This window comes from Achromobacter sp. ACM01 (genome assembly GCF_014851745.1).
Classification (GTDB): domain Bacteria; phylum Pseudomonadota; class Gammaproteobacteria; order Burkholderiales; family Burkholderiaceae_B; genus Achromobacter; species Achromobacter aegrifaciens.
This window is the reverse complement of the sequence record NZ_JACVAF010000006.1, coordinates 190,902-207,802: the sequence shown is the minus strand read 5'-3', so window position 1 is coordinate 207,802 and position 16,901 is coordinate 190,902. Positions and strand designations below refer to the sequence as shown.

Annotated in this window: 17 protein-coding genes and 4 tRNA genes; 8 read left to right on the top strand and 13 right to left on the bottom strand. The window is 64.9% G+C overall.

The window, feature by feature from the left end; translation table 11 throughout:
• Window positions 1-6: 6 nt before the first annotated feature.
• Genes IB268_RS25920 through IB268_RS25905 form a run of 4 tightly spaced genes read right to left on the bottom strand, consistent with a single transcriptional unit; the run spans window position 7 to window position 3,487 of the window.
• Entirely contained in the window at window positions 7-741 is a 735-nt protein-coding gene (locus tag IB268_RS25920) for a CoA-transferase subunit beta (protein ID WP_054453138.1), read from the bottom strand.
• The gene (locus tag IB268_RS25915) at window positions 734-1,567 is read right to left on the bottom strand and encodes a CoA transferase subunit A (RefSeq protein WP_054453140.1); all 834 of its coding nucleotides are present in this window, start codon (window positions 1,565-1,567) and stop codon (window positions 734-736) included. Before IB268_RS25915 ends, IB268_RS25920 begins: the two co-directional genes overlap by 8 nt.
• Before the next feature lie 31 nt (window positions 1,568-1,598).
• Window positions 1,599-2,321 carry an enoyl-CoA hydratase/isomerase family protein gene (locus tag IB268_RS25910; RefSeq protein WP_175214148.1) on the bottom strand — a complete coding sequence of 241 codons (723 nt, stop codon included), beginning with the start codon at window positions 2,319-2,321 and terminating at the stop codon, window positions 1,599-1,601.
• On the bottom strand, window positions 2,318-3,487 hold the full coding sequence (locus IB268_RS25905) for a CaiB/BaiF CoA-transferase family protein (protein WP_192355007.1): 1,170 nt from the start codon (window positions 3,485-3,487) through the stop codon (window positions 2,318-2,320). Before IB268_RS25905 ends, IB268_RS25910 begins: the two co-directional genes overlap by 4 nt.
• A 285-nt stretch (window positions 3,488-3,772) precedes the next feature.
• Between IB268_RS25905 and IB268_RS25900 the strand changes: the two genes are divergently transcribed.
• The gene (locus IB268_RS25900) at window positions 3,773-4,741 is read left to right on the top strand and encodes a tripartite tricarboxylate transporter substrate binding protein (protein ID WP_054453146.1); all 969 of its coding nucleotides are present in this window, start codon (window positions 3,773-3,775) and stop codon (window positions 4,739-4,741) included.
• A complete protein-coding gene (locus IB268_RS25895; protein ID WP_192355006.1) occupies window positions 4,738-6,378 on the top strand; it encodes an FAD/NAD(P)-binding protein in 1,641 nt (546 codons plus the stop codon). The genes IB268_RS25900 and IB268_RS25895 overlap by 4 nt, the downstream gene beginning before the upstream one ends.
• Here the strand turns inward: IB268_RS25895 and IB268_RS25890 are convergent.
• The 3 genes from IB268_RS25890 to IB268_RS25880 form a co-directional block, all read right to left on the bottom strand.
• Window positions 6,287-7,051 carry an IclR family transcriptional regulator gene (locus tag IB268_RS25890; protein ID WP_082400883.1) on the bottom strand — a complete coding sequence of 255 codons (765 nt, stop codon included), beginning with the start codon at window positions 7,049-7,051 and terminating at the stop codon, window positions 6,287-6,289. The genes IB268_RS25895 and IB268_RS25890 overlap by 92 nt on opposite strands.
• A gap of 61 nt (window positions 7,052-7,112) precedes the next feature.
• Window positions 7,113-7,739 carry a cysteine dioxygenase gene (locus IB268_RS25885; RefSeq protein WP_192355005.1) on the bottom strand — a complete coding sequence of 209 codons (627 nt, stop codon included), beginning with the start codon at window positions 7,737-7,739 and terminating at the stop codon, window positions 7,113-7,115.
• A 238-nt stretch (window positions 7,740-7,977) separates the two neighbouring features.
• The gene (locus IB268_RS25880; RefSeq protein WP_147400231.1) at window positions 7,978-8,589 is read right to left on the bottom strand and encodes a hypothetical protein; all 612 of its coding nucleotides are present in this window, start codon (window positions 8,587-8,589) and stop codon (window positions 7,978-7,980) included.
• A 186-nt stretch (window positions 8,590-8,775) separates the two neighbouring features.
• On the opposite strand from IB268_RS25880, the gene IB268_RS25875 reads away from it, so the two are divergent.
• The 3 genes from IB268_RS25875 (at window position 8,776) to IB268_RS25865 (ending at window position 10,174) form a co-directional block, all read left to right on the top strand.
• The gene (locus IB268_RS25875; protein WP_054453692.1) at window positions 8,776-9,378 is read left to right on the top strand and encodes a helix-turn-helix domain-containing protein; all 603 of its coding nucleotides are present in this window, start codon (window positions 8,776-8,778) and stop codon (window positions 9,376-9,378) included.
• A gap of 122 nt (window positions 9,379-9,500) precedes the next feature.
• Window positions 9,501-9,728, top strand: coding sequence for a hypothetical protein (locus tag IB268_RS25870; protein ID WP_054453154.1), 228 nt, complete (start codon window positions 9,501-9,503; stop codon window positions 9,726-9,728).
• A 215-nt stretch (window positions 9,729-9,943) separates the two neighbouring features.
• Window positions 9,944-10,174, top strand: coding sequence for a DUF3079 domain-containing protein (locus IB268_RS25865; RefSeq protein ID WP_192355004.1), 231 nt, complete (start codon window positions 9,944-9,946; stop codon window positions 10,172-10,174).
• A gap of 89 nt (window positions 10,175-10,263) precedes the next feature.
• On the opposite strand, the gene IB268_RS25860 is transcribed toward IB268_RS25865, so the two are convergent.
• Window positions 10,264-10,340, bottom strand: a tRNA-Arg gene (locus tag IB268_RS25860).
• Window positions 10,341-10,676: 336 nt separating this feature from the next.
• Here IB268_RS25860 and IB268_RS25855 point away from each other — a divergent pair.
• The 3 genes from IB268_RS25855 to IB268_RS25845 all read left to right on the top strand — a co-directional run bounded on the left by IB268_RS25855 (window position 10,677) and on the right by IB268_RS25845 (window position 13,765).
• Window positions 10,677-11,366 carry a DUF3313 domain-containing protein gene (locus IB268_RS25855; protein WP_125473825.1) on the top strand — a complete coding sequence of 230 codons (690 nt, stop codon included), beginning with the start codon at window positions 10,677-10,679 and terminating at the stop codon, window positions 11,364-11,366.
• Window positions 11,367-11,447: 81 nt separating this feature from the next.
• A complete protein-coding gene (locus IB268_RS25850) occupies window positions 11,448-12,890 on the top strand; it encodes a DUF1254 domain-containing protein (RefSeq protein WP_054453160.1) in 1,443 nt (480 codons plus the stop codon).
• 98 nt (window positions 12,891-12,988) lie between these two features.
• Entirely contained in the window at window positions 12,989-13,765 is a 777-nt protein-coding gene (locus tag IB268_RS25845; protein ID WP_054453162.1) for a hypothetical protein, read from the top strand.
• A gap of 81 nt (window positions 13,766-13,846) precedes the next feature.
• Here the strand turns inward: IB268_RS25845 and IB268_RS25840 are convergent.
• The 5 genes from IB268_RS25840 to IB268_RS25820 all read right to left on the bottom strand — a co-directional run bounded on the left by IB268_RS25840 (window position 13,847) and on the right by IB268_RS25820 (window position 16,841).
• Window positions 13,847-13,923 (bottom strand) — tRNA-Arg (locus tag IB268_RS25840).
• Window positions 13,924-14,013: 90 nt separating this feature from the next.
• Window positions 14,014-14,090 (bottom strand) — tRNA-Arg (locus IB268_RS25835).
• Between the two features lie 100 nt (window positions 14,091-14,190).
• Complete coding sequence (mnmH, locus tag IB268_RS25830; RefSeq protein ID WP_192355003.1) at window positions 14,191-15,255, bottom strand: tRNA 2-selenouridine(34) synthase MnmH; 1,065 nt, start codon at window positions 15,253-15,255, stop codon at window positions 14,191-14,193.
• A gap of 140 nt (window positions 15,256-15,395) precedes the next feature.
• Window positions 15,396-15,488 (bottom strand) — tRNA-Ser (locus IB268_RS25825).
• A gap of 87 nt (window positions 15,489-15,575) precedes the next feature.
• On the bottom strand, window positions 15,576-16,841 hold the full coding sequence (locus tag IB268_RS25820) for an aspartate kinase (protein WP_054453165.1): 1,266 nt from the start codon (window positions 16,839-16,841) through the stop codon (window positions 15,576-15,578).
• Window positions 16,842-16,901: the final 60 nt, after the last annotated feature.

Genomic DNA, 16,901 nt, shown 5'->3' with positions numbered 1-16,901 from the left:
AGTCTCCTAGCGCAGCGCGACGGCCGCGTCGCGTTCAAACTGCCCGTCGGGATCCAGCTCGCGCAAGGCGCGCGCCTCGGCTGCGCTGGGCAGCGCGGACGGCTCGGCGCCCGTCGCATCGAATTCGAACCCCGTGCGCTCGCGCACTTCAGACAGGCTGGATTCCGGGTGCCAGGACTGCAAGGCCAGCCGGCCGTCGCGCTTGACGAACACGGCGATCGGCGTGACCACGCCGTGGAAGCCGCCCCAGGAAGTCATGAAGTCCAGCTTCGGCACGAAGGTGCGCCGCGAGTGCTCGGTGCGCCAGGTGCAGGCGCGCCTGGCCGTGGGCAGCATCACCGCGCCGCCACCGCCGCCCGGCAGGCGCACCTTGGGCTCATGCCAGTCGCCGATGCAGGAGTTGTTGGCGCAGCCCGCGCCGTCGATCTGCGCCGCGCCCAGAAAGGTCAGATCCATACGGCCGCGCGTGCACAGGTCGTAGAAGTCTTCGTTGGAGAAGATCGACGCGGTGTGCTCGGCCAGCACCGGGTCGGAACTGGAGATCGGCACATGCGAGGGCCGCGGGTTCACGCCGCCGGCCACGTTGATGTAGACGAAGTCCCAATCGTAGGCGCGCTTGGCCAGCAGGCAGGCCAGCATGGGCATGGTGGAATTCACGCCGCTGAAGGTGATCTCGTCCGGCCGGATGAAACGCGCCAGATTGGTGACGATGTAGGAAAAACCCGACCATTGCTCAGCCATGCTGCACCTCCCGCGCTTCGGGCGCCGCAGCCATGTGCGCCTGCAGATCGCTGTGTTTGTCCATGTATGCCTCCACTGCCGGATAGTCGATGGCGTAGTCAGGCCAGCAGGATCCCGGCCATGCGCCCTGCGGCGCCACGGCATAGGCTTGCACCATGAAGAACGGCACCAGCGTGGATTCCGGATTGGCCTCGAACACCGCGCTGTCGACGACCTTCTCGGCCACCACCAGCACGCTGCCCGCGGCGCGCGACATGATGCGATCCCAATGCGCCGTACCATGCACCCGCACATTGCCCAGCGCGTCCACCTCGGACGCATGGATCACGGCGAAGTCCGGCCGGATCGCCGGCACCACCCAGGTCTTCTGACCGCTGCCGTAGGGATCGTCCAGGCATTTCCAGCCATTGAGTTCGGGCAGGCCGCTGCCATGCAGGCCGCCGCAAGGCTGGAACGGCACGCCGAAGGCCGCCGCACGCAGGCCGGCCGTTAGGCTGGCGCACGCGTGTTCCTCAAGTTCGATTTCGCGCCGCTCCACCGCCTTGCGGTACCAGGGCGCCAGGCCGAAGTTCCCTTCCATGGCGACGATGCCGGCGCGCACGCGGCGCAGCGCGCCCGCGCGGCACAGGATGTCCACGTCGTAGCCTGGCGACTGCTTGACCAGTTCCAGGTCGCGCCGGCCCTGCCGGATCAGTTCGCGCACGAAGGCGAACGGTCCGCGGTGCAGGAAGCTGCCGCCCAAGGCGATCGACGCGCCGTTGGGCACCAACGCCGCCAGCTCCGCCAGCGTGCACTGCTTGTTCTTCTGATTGAAACCCGATGCCATGATGTCTCCTTCCCTGCGTGTTCTTCTTAGGTCAACGCGCCTGCAGATAAGCCGCCACCCGCTCCTTCAATCCCGGCAGGGCGGCTGAGCGCACTAGGCGGGCGAGATCGGTATCCGGCGTTTCAGAGGACAGCGCCGCATACAGCTGGACACGGCTGGCGCAGCTCAGCGCTGACGCCGCGTCCAGCGCCTCGCGTTCGACGGCATGCCAATCCTGAGCGTCGGAAAGTCGGCTGGCGAAGCCGTCGCGCAAGGCTTCTTCCGCGCTGAACGTGGCCGCCTGCTCCAGCACCGCGCGCGCCCGCTCGGCGCCGACCAGGGCCGCGTAACGGCGCGTGCCCAGCACCAGGCCGAACTTCAGCCCAGGCATGCGGAACGTGGCGTCGGGCGCGCTGACGCGCCACTTGCAAGCGCCGAACAAGTCCACGCCCGCGCCGAAGTTGCGGCCATGCGCCAACGCCAGCGTCAGGCACGGCGAAGCCGCCAGCCGCTGCAGCAGCATCTCGATGCGCACGAAGCGCAGCAGCAGGTCGCCTTCGCTCTGTTCCTGCCAACCTCCGAAGTCGAAGCCCGCGCTGAAATTCCTGCCCTCGCCCTTCAAGACGATGAGCTGGGCGCCGCCTGCCTCGGCCTCGTCCAATGCGGCGATCAGCGCCTCCACCAGCGGCGCCGAGAGCGCATTCATCTTGTCGGGCCGCGCCAGCGTCAACACATGCGCCGCGCCCTGTTTGTCGATGCGCAGGACCTCGCTCATGCCGCCGTCTCCTTTCTGGCGGCGCGCAGCGCGCCCAGCACTTCATCGTTGTGTTCGCCCAAGGCCGGCGGCCGGCGGCGCAAGGCCGTGGTCTGGCCGTCAAAGCGCACCGGCAGGCCGAAGGTGCGCGTGCGCACGTTGTTGGGCAGGTCCACGGGCTGCACCCAACCCATGTGCTCGACCTGCGGATCCGCCAGCACCTCGGAATAGGTGTTGATGGGCGCACAAGGCACGCCCGCCGCACGGAAACGCGCCAGCCAGGTCTGCGCGTCCTCGGCTTCGAAGATCGCCTCGAGGATCTCGCGCAACGCCGTCTGGTTGCGCGCACGGGCGCTGGTGTCCGTAAAGCGCGGATCGGCCAGCAGGTCCTCGCGGCCTACCGTTGCGCAGACGCCCTTCCACAAGGCCTGGTTGCCCGCCGCCATGCCGAAGTAGCCGCCCTTGCAGCGGAATGCCTGATACGGCGCGTTGCGCGGATGGGCCGACCCCAGCTTGACCGGATCCTTGCCGCTGCCGAAGAACTCCGAGGTCTGCAAGGCCGCGATGCCCAAGGTGGCGCCCAGCATGGGCACGTCGATATGCGTGCCCTGCCCGCTGGCCTGGGCCGCGCGCAAGGCAGACGCGATGGCGAAGGCGCCGTACAGGCCGGCCGAAAAGTCCGCCACGGGCACGCCGCACTTCACGGGTTCGCCGCCCGCTTCGCCGGTCACGCTCATGATGCCGCTCATGGCCTGGATGGTCAGGTCGAAGCCGCCTTCCTGCGAACGGGGCCCCGACTGGCCGTAGGCCGAGATCGAGCAATAGACCAGTTTGGGATTGGCCTCGCGCAGCTGCGCATAGCCCAGGCCCAGGCGGTCCATCACGCCCGGCCGGTTGTTCTCGATCAGCACGTCGGCGGCCAGCGCCAGATCGCGCGCCAAGGCCAGGTCGCCGGGATCCTTCAGGTTCAAGGTCACCGAACGCTTGTTGCGATTGAGGGACGCGAAGTTTTCGCTGTAGCCGTCGGAAATGGGCGGCCAGCTGCGCAGCGTGTCGCCGCCTTCGGGGTTTTCGATCTTGATCACGTCGGCGCCCATGTCCGCCAACAACATGCCGCAAAAAGGCCCCGCCGCGACATTGCAAATCTCCAGCACCGTGATGCCGGCCAGCGCCGAACTGGGTGTCATGTCTGACCTCTCGTTATGAAAATTCAATATTTGGGACAAAGAAAACATTATAAGAGCTGACCTTCAAGACTGGCATCATCCAGCCCATCTCTGGCGCATGCTCGCGTATTTTGGCGTCAATCCTAGTGCATTCCCTAGGTGATGTGCTTAATTGTTGACCAGCATAGCACCGTGTGGAATTCTAAGTAAATCATTTATTGATACTTGAATCCTATATTTTAGGATTTTAAAAAAAGGGCCGAGACGCTGCATAGGACGGCCCGCACCGACACCAAGGAGACTTCCATGAAAAAAATGTGGCGCATTGCCCTGACGGGCATGGTGCTGGCTTTGGCAGGCGGCGCGGCCGCGGCCGACAACTGGCCGACGAAACCCGTGCGCATGGTGGTCCCTTTCCCGCCCGGCGGCGCGACGGACGCGGCCGCGCGCATCTATGCGCAGCACCTGGGCGACTACCTGGGACAGAGCGTGGTGGTGGAAAACAAGGCGGGCGCGGGCGGAGAGATCGGCGCCGAGTACGTGGCCAAATCGCCCGCCGACGGCTACACCCTGCTGATGGGCGCCGTGGGCAGCCACGCAATCCATGCCGCCATGCCCGACAAGCCCGGCTACGACTTCGGCACCGCCTTCGTCGGCGTGTCGATGGCCACCAGCATGCCCATGGCCGTGGCGGTGAACAGCAGCAAGATTTCCGCGAAGAACGTGCAGGAGCTGATCGCCCTGGCCAAGAGCAAGCCCGGCACCATCACCTTTGGTTCGGCCGGCCCCGGCACGTCCCAGCACATGGCAGGCGAACTCTTCCAGGTCGTCACCGGCACCCGGCTCATGCACGTGCCGTATCGCGGCAGCGGCCCCGCCATCACCGACCTGCTGGGCGGGCAGATCGACATGGTGATCGAAACGCTGCCGGCGCTGCTGCCCCAGGTCGCGACCGGCAAGATCCGCCTGCTGGGCGTCACCACCGCCACGCGCGCCACGGCGCTGCCGGACCTGCCCACGCTCGCCGAGCAGGGCGTAAAGGACTACTCGGTCGCGACCACCTACGCGCTGCTGGCTCCCGCGGGCACGCCGCCCGCCGTGGTGGAGAAGCTCTCGGCCGGCATGCAGAAGGCGGCGGCCATGGCTTCCGTGCAGCAGGCCGCACAGAAGCTGGGCGCCGACGCCGTGGCCACCACGCCCGCCGATACCAGCCGCGTGCTCAAGCAGGAAGTCGCCCGCTGGGCCGACGTGGTGCGCTTGTCGGCGGCCAAATGACGGCGCCCGACACGACACCGCAAGCGGCGGACCTGGCCATCGTCGGCGGCGGCTCGGTGGCCGTCAGCTTCCTCTATCAATTCCTGCTCTCGCTGGAACCTGCCGCTGGACGAGCGCTGACGATCGCGCTGTTCGAGCCGCAGGCCGAACCGGGCGCGGGCGAGGCCTACCAGGAGGATCTGCCCAGCAACCTGCTCAACATTCCCGCCGGCAACATGTCGGCGCGGGCCGATCACAGGATGGATTTCGTGGACTGGCTGCGCGCCCAGGATCCCGCCTGGCTGCGCGCGCAGGGCGCGGACTCGATAGCGCCAGCGGACTTCCTGCCGCGCCCGCTGTTCGGCGCCTACATGCGCGCAGTCTACGGACGGGCTTGCGGGCTAGCCCGCGCGCTGGGCATCACGCTCACGCACGTGCGCGGCCGGGTCCGCCGCGTGGCGCCGCTGCCTGGCGGAGGCGTGGGGGTCGAAGCGGAACCGGGTTCGCCCTTCCTGGCGCGTTACGCCGTGCTGTGCAACGGCAACCTGCCTTCGCAGGCGTTTCCGGAATTACGCGATGCGCCCGGCTACTTCAACAGCCCCTACCCGGTCCAGGCGCTGACCCGCGGCATCGCCGCCGACGCGCCGGTCTGCATCATCGGCACCAGCCTGAGCGCCGTGGACGCCATCGCCGCCTTGCAACAGACGGCCCATCGCGGCCCCATCCTGTGCGTATCGCGCAATGGCCGCCTGCCTTCCGTGCGCAGCCCCAACAACCGCGCGCCAGACACGCTGCAACAACTGAGCCCGAAGGGCGTTCCGCGCCTGGCCGCCAGGCATGGAGGCGCACTGTCGCTGGACATCATCGTCACCGCGCTCCAGGAAGAAGTCCTGGCGCTGGGCGGCAGCCTGGAAACCGCGGACGTGTTCGGCATGGAGGGCGAGGCCCACGTCGCACTGGACGAGGAGATACGTCGGTCCGGCCAGGCCCCGCGCCCGTGGCAGGCGGTGGCGGCCGCCACCAATGCCGCCGTCGACCTGATCTGGCATCTCCTGCCGCAAGCCGAGCGCAGCCGCTTCCAGTCGCAATGGCGTTCGCTGTGGATGGCGCGGCGCGCCACCTTTCCGATGCGCAACGCATTGAAGCTGCAAGCCCTGTTCCAGAACGGCCAGCTGCAGGTCTGTGGCGGTTATCTGGACAGCCGCCACGATAGCGTCAGCGGCCTGTTCCACACGCGCTTGCGCGACGCGACGGGCGCCGTCTGCACTCATGCCAGCCGCTATCTGATCAATGCCACCAGCTTCTCGGTGGACACGCCGCGCACGCAGGACCCGCTGGTGTCCGCGCTATTGCGCGAGGGCCATGCGCAGCCCGATCCCCATGGCGGCCTGGCGCTGGACTTTGCCACGGGATGCCTCAAGAACGCCGCAGGCGGGATCGAGCCGGATATCTCGGTGCTGGGTAGCCTCGCGGGCGGCACGTACTTCTGGACTACGTCCATGGATGTCAATGCGCGGCTGGCCCGCGATCAGGCGCAGCGCATCAGCGCGGTGCTGGCGCGGCCCGCTACTGGTCCAGATAGCCCCGGCGATAGCCCATCCCCTGCGAGATGGACTGGGCACAGGCAGCCACGTCCGGCGCCAGCTGCTTCATCCTAGCGGCGCTCAGGCGGTCCAGCGGACCGGAGATGCCGATGGCGGCCACGGGCTGGTCCAGGCTGTTGAACAAGGTCACGGCCAGCCCGCCCACGCCTTCGCGCCATTCGCCGCGATTGACCGCATAGCCGGTGCGGGCGATCTTGCGCAGTTCGTCCTTCAAGAGCGGCATGGACACGATGGTCGACGGCGTATGACGCACGAGCTTGTCGGCGTAGCGCTCGACATAGCCTTCCGGCTGGTAGGCCAGCAACGCCTTGCCCGTGGCGACGGCATAGGCGGGCGCGCGTCCGCCCACCATCGAATAGGCGCGTATCGGCTGGGGGCTGTCGATCTTGTCGACGTAGACCACGTCGAAACCGTCGAGCACGGAAAGGTGCACGGTTTCGCCGGTCTGGTCGGCCAGCGTGCGCATGTAGGGCGCGGCCAGCTTGCGCACGTCCAGTTGGGCAAGCTGACGCGCCGCCAGCTCGAACAGCCGGACCGCGCCGCGATAGCCGCCGCCGTCATCGTCCTTGGTCACATAGCCCGCATGTATCAGCGTCTGCAAGGTGCGGTGCGTGTTGCTGCGAGTCAGTCCGACCCGGGCGGCCAGCGCATCGATGGTGCGCGGTGGATTGTCCACGTCGGTCACCGCCTCCAGCACCATCAGACCTTTGAGCAGCGTCTTGTCCATTTTTTGTTTTCCTAATATTTAGGACAAGAAAATAGCATGGGACGCCGCGCGCGAACAGACCCTAGCGTGCGCCCCCGGCAATGGCGGCCCGCACGGCTTCCGAGCGGTCCCACAGGTTCGGCAAGCTGGCCGACGAATACCCCGACACGAAAGGCTTGGCCTGCCCGGTCGCGGGGTCATACACATGGCGCGAAACGGCGCCGATGTTGCCGCCGTAGAGATGCACGCTGATCGATACGCGGTCCGCGTGGGCATTGGAGACCCGGTGGATGTCGCCTTCGGCGGGCGACAGGCATTCTATGTCGCCCGGCTGCAAAGTGGTCGCGGCGCCCGCGGGCGCGACGCTGCCGTCCTTGCCGCGGACATAGCGTTGATTGACCTCGGCCCCGCGCAGCATGCCCACATAGCCCCAGACCTCGTGATCATGCACCGGCGTGAACTGGCCCGGCCCCCACACGAAACTCACCAGCGAAAAGCGCTCCAGGGGATCGCAGTGCAGCAGATACTGCTGGTAGTACTGCGGATGGGGCGCGGTACAGGCCTCGGGCAGCCAATCGTCATGGCGCACCAGGTCGGCGAATGCAGCCTGCAACTCCGGCGTCTGCGCCAGGCCTGTGGGCGTGGCCAGCCGGGTCGCCGCGGCGATGAAGCGGCGCAGCCTGTCCAGGCCGCCTTGAGATTCGGGCATTGCGTCTCTCCATGAATTCTGGAAATCCCAGATTGAAAAAATAGTATCCACGATTCAGGACAGACGCGCATGCTTGCCCCTGCCGCTACCCAGGTAATCGCGCTTGGCTATTCTTGACAGGCCCCGGGCCGCGCGAGCAGCGTATCGGACTGGCGGCAAGATTGAAAATGAAAAGCACGCATCTCGATATTCCTCCAGCGCCGCCGCGGCGCGCGTGCAGGCAGCGAGGGCTTCGGCGTCACCACTTGCAGCCCCGATCCGTAACGGTATCCGCCAACAGAAGCGGCAAGGCCAGCAAGCCCATGTCCGCATGGGCGTTCTTGCATGGCGGCCGCGCGCTCTTGGCGATGCCGCGCGCGATCTCGGATTGTTCGACCGGCGCTTTGGGTCCGAGTCGCACGACGGGCTCGCCACGTGCGCGCGGCATGCCCGCCGCTTGCGCATCTTCGGGGCGCCAACCGAAATCGCGCGAAAGATCCGCAGCGCCCGACGGTGGCACGGGTGTCCTGTCCAGCCTCGGCGCGGATGGCGCGGGTGTCCTGCGCGCGCCGGATCGTTGCCCTGCAGCCACGGCCGGCGACGGCGTGTCGACGCGGGCAGGCTGAGCAGGCGCCGATCCGGACGCAGGCTCGTCCTTCGCCGGCTGTTCCTGTGGCAGGGGCGGCGACCGGGCGGGCAACAGATCCACGTAGAACGGCAATTCCGGCGCGCGCGCTGCGGGCTCTATCCGGTCGCGCCACCACAGCCCCGCCACCATCGCATGCAGCGCGCACGACGCCAGCACGGCCCACCACGCCGCCCTGCTCGCGCGCGGTCGCGCATCCACGATTCCAGCCGCGGCCAGAGACATCGGCAACACTCGGACAGTACGCCCAAAACCCCGGGCAACGCGGCGATGATAGCCTCGCGCGGCGTGAAGATTTGTGAAGATGTTGAGGGCTGATGTGGCGCACAATCATCCGCTCAAGTCAGGCGAGGGGAAACCCCAAATCCCACCACCCGCACCCCGGGATACAGTGGCGGGATAGGTTTGGCCGTGGAGATTATCATTCCGTTTTCCTGGAGACTTCCCGACGTATTCGTGCGCTCGCCAGACGGTGTCTTGCACCGCGTGGTGCGCCACGCCACGACCGCGGAAACCATCGCCCAACTCGAGAGCATGCCCAGCAACTATCACCTGGACTGCGAGTGCATGCTCGACAACGGTGAAGCCCTGCATTGGATCGGCGACAACCAGTATCGCCAATTGAACGGCGGCGCCATTTTCACCGCCGAAATCGCTACCACCACGCCTCGCGGCGATTCCCGCAAGAGCGCTGCCGCCAAGAGCAGCCTGCGCGACGCCCGCAGAAAATCCGCCCCGCGCAAAACACCCGCGCAGGGGCAGAGTCATTTACCATTAGCTGTCGTCAATCTAAAAACCGGCAACGACTGGAGCCTGATACGCGCCTGGCGTGAGCATCTCAAAATCAGCACCGCTGATATGGCTGCACGACTGGGGGTGGACCACTCCATCTATATCGAACTGGAACGGCCGCGCCCGCGGCCCAGGCAGGTTATCCTGGACCGCGTATCCGAAGCCCTGGGCGTCACTCCCGACCAGCTCGACGATTCATTGTTTGGAGGGCACCTTCATTAGCGCCTGATGCGGGAACATCAAGCTTCCCGCCCTGGCATACTGAAGTGCCTGAACGACTTTGGCGCCGTATATCCAATGGCCCGCGCATGGAGGTATCGCATATGCTCGGCACCGCAAGACGATTGACCGACGTCCTCGCCACCGCGCCGGACGGCACGCTCTACCGCATTGAACGATTCGTCTCAGACCCCGACGCGTATTCCGCGCTGGGCACCTCGCGCTTCGATCCGAAGACGCATTGCGTATGCCGCACCAGCACGGGCGAAAAAGTCGCGTGGCTGGGCGGACAGACCTACCAGCTGCTCAAGAGCGGCACATCCTTGACGGCGGTGGACCGACGACGCCATTAGGCGCATGAGACCGGCGCCGCGCCTCACCGGGCGGCGCTTTCTCCACCCCAATTCCCCAGAACCGCGGCCCGACGCGCAATACTGCGCGCATCGGGCCGCAGGCTCTGCGCTTGAGCCAGATCAAGGAATTTCGGGCGCGCCCGGCAGTACGCTGGACATATATCCGGAAAGATCGGCGCCGCCATCGCGGCGCCCTCCGTCAACAGGCATTTCGCATGGCCAAGAAGTTTCCCTTGCACCCGAAGCACCCCGAACGCATATGCTGGGGCTGCGACCGCTATTGCGCCACCGACTCGATGGCCTGCGGCAACGGGTCCGGCCGCACCATGCATCCCGCAGAGACCCTGGGAGACGATTGGTACACGGTTGGAGACTGGGGATTCGACGACGAAGATGACAAGGCCCGAGACCAGGTCCGGGCCGCGGCACCAGCCTCCACGCACTGAAGCGCAATCCGCGCCGCAAAACAAAAAGGCCTTCGATCGAAGATCAAAGGCCTTTCCGTTTTCTTTCCATTTCATCCAAGCAAGAAGCTTGGCGCGCCCGGCAGGATTCGAACCTACGACCCCCTGGTTCGTAGCCAGGTACTCTATCCAGCTGAGCTACGGGCGCTCCGAAAGAGGCGTGTTTATACCATGAAAAATTAAGGGTGCGCAAATCGGACAGGCCGAAGCCTGTGTCCGCGCCGCGTCCGAATCACGCGCCCGCGATTCGTGGCCCGCCTCGGCCGCGCGATTCCTTCCACAAAACGCGCACAAAGGGAATAGTTCAGAAAGCCCGGTTCACTCGTCCGCGTTGCGAAATTTCACGCTTGGAAAAATAATTGGTTTCCTGTGCATATAGGACAAAAAATGCGCCCACGAGCGGAGAAGCAGCTTTTGCACAGGACCTCTCGCCGACGCCTGCAGTCGGGGCTCTCCTGCCCCCCATCTGTCAGAAGGAACTTGCATGGACACCAAGAATTCCTCGGGCGCGTTCGTTCTGGGCCTCGCTGCCGCGATCCTGGCCACAGGCTGTTCCACCGCACCAAAAACAACGGAGTCCGGCTTCCTGTCGGATTACTCGCTTCTGCACCAGATGCCCGCCCCCGACGGCGGAACCCGCCTGGTCTACCTGAATCCTGATTTCAACGCGTCTCGCTATACCGCGGTGTGGCTTGATCCGATCGAGTACTACCCGGAGCCTCAGCCATCCGCGGACGTTTCCATGGAAACCCTCACGGAGATACGCGTGGCGGTCAACGAGACGCTGCGGCGCAAGGTCGGCGAACAGGTGAGGCTGGTCGATCGCGCCGGGCCCGGCGTCGCCCGTATCCGCATCGCCATCACCGCGGTGGGAACCTCGGAGCAGGCGCTGCGAGCCTATCAATACATTCCCGTCGCGTTGGTAATGACCGAGGCCCGCGCCGCCATGGAAGGAGGCATGGCGCGCAACGCCAGCGTCGCCATCGAGTCGCGGGTCACGGACAGCATGTCGGATGAATTGCTGTATGCGTCCGTGCGGGGTGGCACGGGCGAAAAGGTCGCCAACGCCACCCAGGGCGCGGGCGGCGTCCGCCTGTCCAAACTGCAGCCGCTGATCGATGAATGGACCTCGGGCGCAGCCCGGGAAATCGGCAAGTACGTACGACAACGCTAGAGCAAGGCATCTCGCGGCACAGCTTGGCCTGTGCCGCGGCACTTCGTGATTTTCAACCCATGAGTCCGTTGGAGTGATCCTATGAAGCTAACGCGCCGCACATTGAATGCAGGTGGTCTTGCTCTGCTCGCAACCAGCGCCCTGGGCGCCGCCGCCCGGGCCGCCGATGGCCTGATCGCGGATCTGCCCGAAGGCGACGAGCAGTTCGGACTGGCGACCGATGTCTACATCTACGCCTATCCCCTGGTGACCATGGAGATGACCAGAAGAGTCATCACCAACGTTGCGGAGCCCAAGGGCACGCGAGCGCCGATGGGGAATCTCATCAAGCTGCGCCAGTATCCCGACGCCAAGTTCCGCGACGTGACCGCGCCGAACGCCGACACGCTGTACACCACTTCCTTCTTTGACGTCGGCGACGAACCCTGGGTCGTCAGCCTGCCCGACATGAATGGACGCTATGCCCTGTTTCCGATGCTGGACGGTTGGACCACGGTGTTCGATGTGCCTGGCAAGCGCACCACGGGCACGGGTGCGCAAACCTTCGTGGTCAGCGGCCCCGGATGGGAGGGCTCGATTCCGCAAGGCATGGTCCAGTACAAATCTCCCACCAGCATCGTGTGGCTGCTGGGCCGCATCTACTGCACCGGCACGCCGGAAGACTATGCGCAAGTGCACAAGCTGCAGGACGAAGTGAAGCTCTGTCCCTTGAGCGCATGGGGCAAGGACTGGACTCCGCCCGCGGGCAAGGTCGACCCTGCGATAGACATGAAGACCTCGGTGCGCGAACAGGTCAACAACATGGACGCGGTCGAGTACTTCAGCTTGTTTGCGCAGCTGCTCAAGCGCAATCCGCCCAGCGCCGCCGACGCGCCCATCGTCGCGAAGATGGCTTCGATAGGCATCGTGCCAGGACAGGACTTCGACAAGAGCAAGCTCGACCCGGACATTGCAAAGCGCGTTCCGCAGGTGGGCTTCGGACGCATCATGACGCACTTCAAGTCCAGCGGCGGCGACATCCAGGACGTGGATGGCTGGGGCTTCACGACCAAGACGGGCATATACGGCACCAACTACCTCCAACGGGCGCTGGTCACCGCGATCGGCCTGGGCGCCAACCGCCCCCAGGACGCCGTTTATCCCACGTCCCTGAAGTCAGACACCGGCGCCATCAAGCGCACCTACAACGGCTCGGAGAAGTACGTGCTGACCTTCAAGAAGGGGCTTACGCCGCCAGTGTCGGGCTTCTGGTCGCTGACGATGTATGACGCGCGCTACTTTTTCGTCGACAACCCGCTGAACCGCTACTCGATCAGCGCGCGCCAGCCCCTGAAGGCCAAGCCCGACGGCTCGATCGACCTGTTCATACAGCATGAATCGCCCGGACCGGACATGGAGTCGAACTGGCTGCCTGCGCCCAAGGGCCCATTCATCCTGATGATGCGTCTTTACTGGCCCAATGAAAGCAACCCGTCGATCATCGACGGCTCCTGGACCATCCCTCCCGTAAGACGGGTCACCTGATACCTGGGTTACGCCGCACCGGCCCCTGGCCGGTTTTGCGCTCACCGCAGGCGTGATGGATGCGATTCATCACGCCTGCCGTTTGGGGAGGGTTTGCAATGAAAAAGAAAATCATGGGCTGCCTGATCTGCGGGCTGCTGCAAGCCGGGACTGCGCTGGGCGCCGAAGCGGAGCCCGCTTCCGCAGCGGGTACCGTGCCTTCGAACGAATGGCAATTCTCGGTCACGCCCTACTTCTGGGCTGCCGGCCTCTCCGGCAAGGTATCCCATTCGCGCTCGCCCGTCATCGACATCCACTCGGACTTCGACGAGCTGTTCGACAACCTCGACTTCGGCGCGATGCTCATCGGCGAGGCGCGCAAAGGACGCTACAGCGTATTCGGCGACCTGATCTACACCAAGATCGGCACACAGGGAGATACGCCGCGCGGCATCCTGGCCTCCAGTGCGGACGTAAAGGCATCCACGTTCGCGGGACTGCTCGGCGTCGGCTATTCCTTGCTGGAAAATTCACCGCATCAGCTGGACGTCGTCGCAGGCCTGCGCGTCTGGTCGGTCGACACCGACATCACGCTCAAGGGCTCGCACCTGAACGGCAGAACGCGCAGCGACGGCGCCACCTGGGTCGACGGCCTGGTGGGCGTGCGCGGAAACTACATGCTGAGCTCGAAGTACTACATCACCGGCTGGGGCCTGATCGGCGCGGGCGGCGCAGAAGCGGATTGGGATGTCGGCCTCGGCCTCGGCTACAACTTCAGCAAGAATGTCTCGGCGGCGATAGGCTATCGCGCAGTGGGCGTGGACTACAGCAGCGGCGGCTTCAAGTTCGACGCCGTGCTGCAAGGGCCGATGGCGGGCCTGACGATCCGCTTCTAGATGGCGGCGCAAAACAAAAAGGCCTTTGATGCAAGATCAAAGGCCTTTCCATTTTTCTTTGCTGTATTGGCCAAGTGAACTTGGCGCGCCCGGCAGGATTCGAACCTACGACCCCCTGGTTCGTAGCCAGGTACTCTATCCAGCTGAGCTACGGGCGCTCCGGCAAAGAGGCAAAATTATATCAGAAAATCTTGCCGTTTTTACTGCGTTTGTTTTTACTGCGTTTTCTACTGCACTTACTTCAAACTTGGCGCGCCCGGCAGGATTCGAACCTACGACCCCCTGGTTCGTAGCCAGGTACTCTATCCAGCTGAGCTACGGGCGCATTCGCGTTTAAAAGCAAGCCTTGAATAATAGCGTTATTTCGTGAAGCGCGCAAGTTGGGCACCGATTTATCCGACCACGGCGCCCACGACGAACCGCAGTCAGGCGGCGTCCGCCCTTGCATCCATTCTTGCCAGCAACGCCCTAGCCTGCTCCACCACGTCGCCGTCATTGGGCCTGAATTCCAAGCGCAGCGCCTGCGGCAATTGCGTGAAGTGCGCATGGCAACTGCGCGCATAGGCCGGATCGTAGTGCCGGTCTATGAGTTCCTGCGCCAGCTCGGCGCGCGCGCCGCTGTCGACCAAGGCCAGCCAGCCGTTCACGCGCTCGCGGCTGTGCAGGCCGATCATGCGCTGAAGCTGCGCCTTGAACGTTGCAGGGTCGTCGAACAGATGGGCGTAGTCCTGCTGCAGAAAGGCCGCGCGATCCTCGCGGCTGGAACGGACCTCGATGCAGGGGCTCGCATGCACCGCCTTCAATAGCGCGGCGGGCAGCGCGACCGCGCCGATCTTGCGGCTCTCCGCTTCGACGAACACCGGCCGCGACGCATCGAACGCCCGCAAGCTCTGAGCAAGCCGCGTGTCGAAACCCTTTTGCGAGGGCTGCGCAACACCGGCCCAGGCGCCCAGCAGCGACCCGCGATGCGCGGCCAGGCGCTCCAGGTCCAGCGTCTGCGCGCCGGCCTCTCCCAATGCATTCAACAAGCGCGTCTTGCCGCTGCCAGTGGGCCCGGCCAGCACGATGTAGCGCAAGCCCGCGGGCAGGCTTTCCAGCGCGTCCAGCGTGGCCTGCCGATAGGTCTTGTAGCCGCCGTCCAGCTGCCGCGCGCGCCACCCTATCATGTTGAACATCGTCGTCATGGAGCCGGAACGCGTGCCCCCGCGCCAGCAATAGATCAACGGGCGCCAACCCTGGCGCCGGTCGGCAAAGTTCGTATCCAGATGCGCGGCAATATTGCGCGCCACCAGCGCCGCACCGACGCGCGAGGCTTCGAAGGGCGAGACCTGCTTGTACAGCGTGCCCACCACCACGCGCTCTTCATTGCTCAGCACTGGCGCGTTGATCGCGCCGGGAATATGGTCATCGGCGAATTCGAGCGGCGTGCGCACATCGATGACTTCATCGAAATCGTTCAGCCGGTCTAGCGTGGCAAGCAGGTGTTTCAAGGAATCTGCGCCTGGAAGGGAATCAGCGATTTTCTCATGCGGCGCAGACCCGCCGCGAGCCCATGAAAAAACCCGCAATCACTTGCGCGATTGCGGGTTTTTTATCTCCGGTGCTGACCGAAGCCAGATCGGAGAGAATCTGGCGGAGATGGTGGGATTCGAACCCACGATGCAGTTTTTAGCCACATACTCCCTTAGCAGGGGAGCCCCTTCAGCCTCTCGGGCACATCTCCGAAGAGAACGAGATTCTAGCACGACTTTTTTCACTCTTGCCCGCTATCGGGCACTCATTGCAAAAAAAATCGTGCCGGAGTCTTGAATCAGGCCTTTTCGGCAGGCGCCTGGTCCAGGCCGAAGGCCTTGTGCAGCGCGCGCACGCCCAATTCCATGTACTTGTCGTCGATGATCACCGAGGTCTTGATCTCGCTGGTGCTGATCATCTGGATGTTGATGCCTTCTTGCGAAAGCGTCTGGAACATCAGGCTGGCCACGCCCACGTGCGAGCGCATGCCGATGCCGACGATGGAAACCTTGGCGACCTTCTCGTCGGTGGACAGTTCACGCGCGCCCACGGCGGGGATGACTTCGCGCTTGAGCAGATCAACGGCGCGGGCGAATTCGTTGCGGTTGACCGTGAACGAGAAGTCGGTCGTGCCAGCCACGGACTGGTTCTGCACGATCATGTCGACGTCGATGTTGGCGGCGGCGACCGGGCCCAGGATCGAGAAGGCGATGCCGGGCTTGTCCGGAACGGCCAGCAAGGTGATTTTGGCTTCGTCGCGGCTGAAGGCGATGCCGGAGACAACGGCGGCTTCCATTTTTTCGTCTTCCTCAAAAGTAATCAGCGTGCCCGAGACCATTTCTTCTGCGAGCGGGATAAGCGGGTCGGTCAGCGAGGACAGGACCCGGACCGGCACACGGTATTTGCCGGCGAATTCAACCGAACGGATTTGCAGGACCTTGGAGCCCAGCGATGCCATTTCCAGCATTTCCTCGAAGGAAACGACGGCCATGCGGCGCGCTTCGGGCACCACGCGCGGATCGGTCGTGTAGACGCCGTCCACGTCGGTGTAGATCAGGCATTCGTCGGCCTTGATGGCGGCCGCCACGGCCACGGCCGAGGTGTCGGAACCGCCGCGGCCCAGCGTGGTGATGTGGCCTTCCGGGTCAACGCCCTGGAAGCCCGTAACGATGACCACGCGGCCGGCGTCCAGATCGGCGCGGATGCGCTCGTCGTCGATCGACGAGATGCGCGCCTTGGTGAACGACGAATCGGTGCGCACAGGCACTTGCCAACCGGCATAGCTGCGCGCCGGCACGCCTTCGGCCTGCAGCGCGATGGCCAGCAGGCCGCTGCTGGCCTGTTCGCCGGTGGCGGCGATCATGTCGAGCTCGCGGCTGTCGGGCTGCGGCGTAATCTCGCGCGCCAAGCCGAGCAGGCGATTGGTCTCGCCCGCCATCGCCGACGGAACAACGACAACCTGGTGGCCGGCAGCGTGCCACTTCGCGACGCGACGCGCCACGTTCTTGATGCGCTCGACCGAGCCCATCGAAGTACCGCCATATTTGTGAACGATCAGGGACATCTCGTACTCTGGCTGGGAACCCGCCGCAAAAGGTTGACGGGCAAAGCCGTATATTCTAGC

What these genes read in the sequence shown, in the direction of transcription:
- IB268_RS25920 (WP_054453138.1), bottom strand. Translation starts at nt 741, where the DNA reads ATGGCTGAGCAATGGTCGGGTTTTTCCTACATCGTCACCAATCTGGCG.
- IB268_RS25915 (WP_054453140.1), bottom strand. Translation starts at nt 1,567, where the DNA reads ATGGCATCGGGTTTCAATCAGAAGAACAAGCAGTGCACGCTGGCGGAG.
- IB268_RS25910 (WP_175214148.1), bottom strand. Translation starts at nt 2,321, where the DNA reads ATGAGCGAGGTCCTGCGCATCGACAAACAGGGCGCGGCGCATGTGTTG.
- IB268_RS25905 (WP_192355007.1), bottom strand. Translation starts at nt 3,487, where the DNA reads ATGACACCCAGTTCGGCGCTGGCCGGCATCACGGTGCTGGAGATTTGC.
- IB268_RS25900 (WP_054453146.1), top strand. Translation starts at nt 3,773, where the DNA reads ATGAAAAAAATGTGGCGCATTGCCCTGACGGGCATGGTGCTGGCTTTG.
- IB268_RS25895 (WP_192355006.1), top strand. Translation starts at nt 4,738, where the DNA reads ATGACGGCGCCCGACACGACACCGCAAGCGGCGGACCTGGCCATCGTC.
- IB268_RS25890 (WP_082400883.1), bottom strand. Translation starts at nt 7,051, where the DNA reads ATGGACAAGACGCTGCTCAAAGGTCTGATGGTGCTGGAGGCGGTGACC.
- IB268_RS25885 (WP_192355005.1), bottom strand. Translation starts at nt 7,739, where the DNA reads ATGCCCGAATCTCAAGGCGGCCTGGACAGGCTGCGCCGCTTCATCGCC.
- IB268_RS25880 (WP_147400231.1), bottom strand. Translation starts at nt 8,589, where the DNA reads ATGTCTCTGGCCGCGGCTGGAATCGTGGATGCGCGACCGCGCGCGAGC.
- IB268_RS25865 (WP_192355004.1), top strand. Translation starts at nt 9,944, where the DNA reads ATGGCCAAGAAGTTTCCCTTGCACCCGAAGCACCCCGAACGCATATGC.
- IB268_RS25855 (WP_125473825.1), top strand. Translation starts at nt 10,677, where the DNA reads ATGGACACCAAGAATTCCTCGGGCGCGTTCGTTCTGGGCCTCGCTGCC.
- IB268_RS25850 (WP_054453160.1), top strand. Translation starts at nt 11,448, where the DNA reads ATGAAGCTAACGCGCCGCACATTGAATGCAGGTGGTCTTGCTCTGCTC.
- IB268_RS25845 (WP_054453162.1), top strand. Translation starts at nt 12,989, where the DNA reads ATGAAAAAGAAAATCATGGGCTGCCTGATCTGCGGGCTGCTGCAAGCC.
- IB268_RS25820 (WP_054453165.1), bottom strand. Translation starts at nt 16,841, where the DNA reads ATGTCCCTGATCGTTCACAAATATGGCGGTACTTCGATGGGCTCGGTC.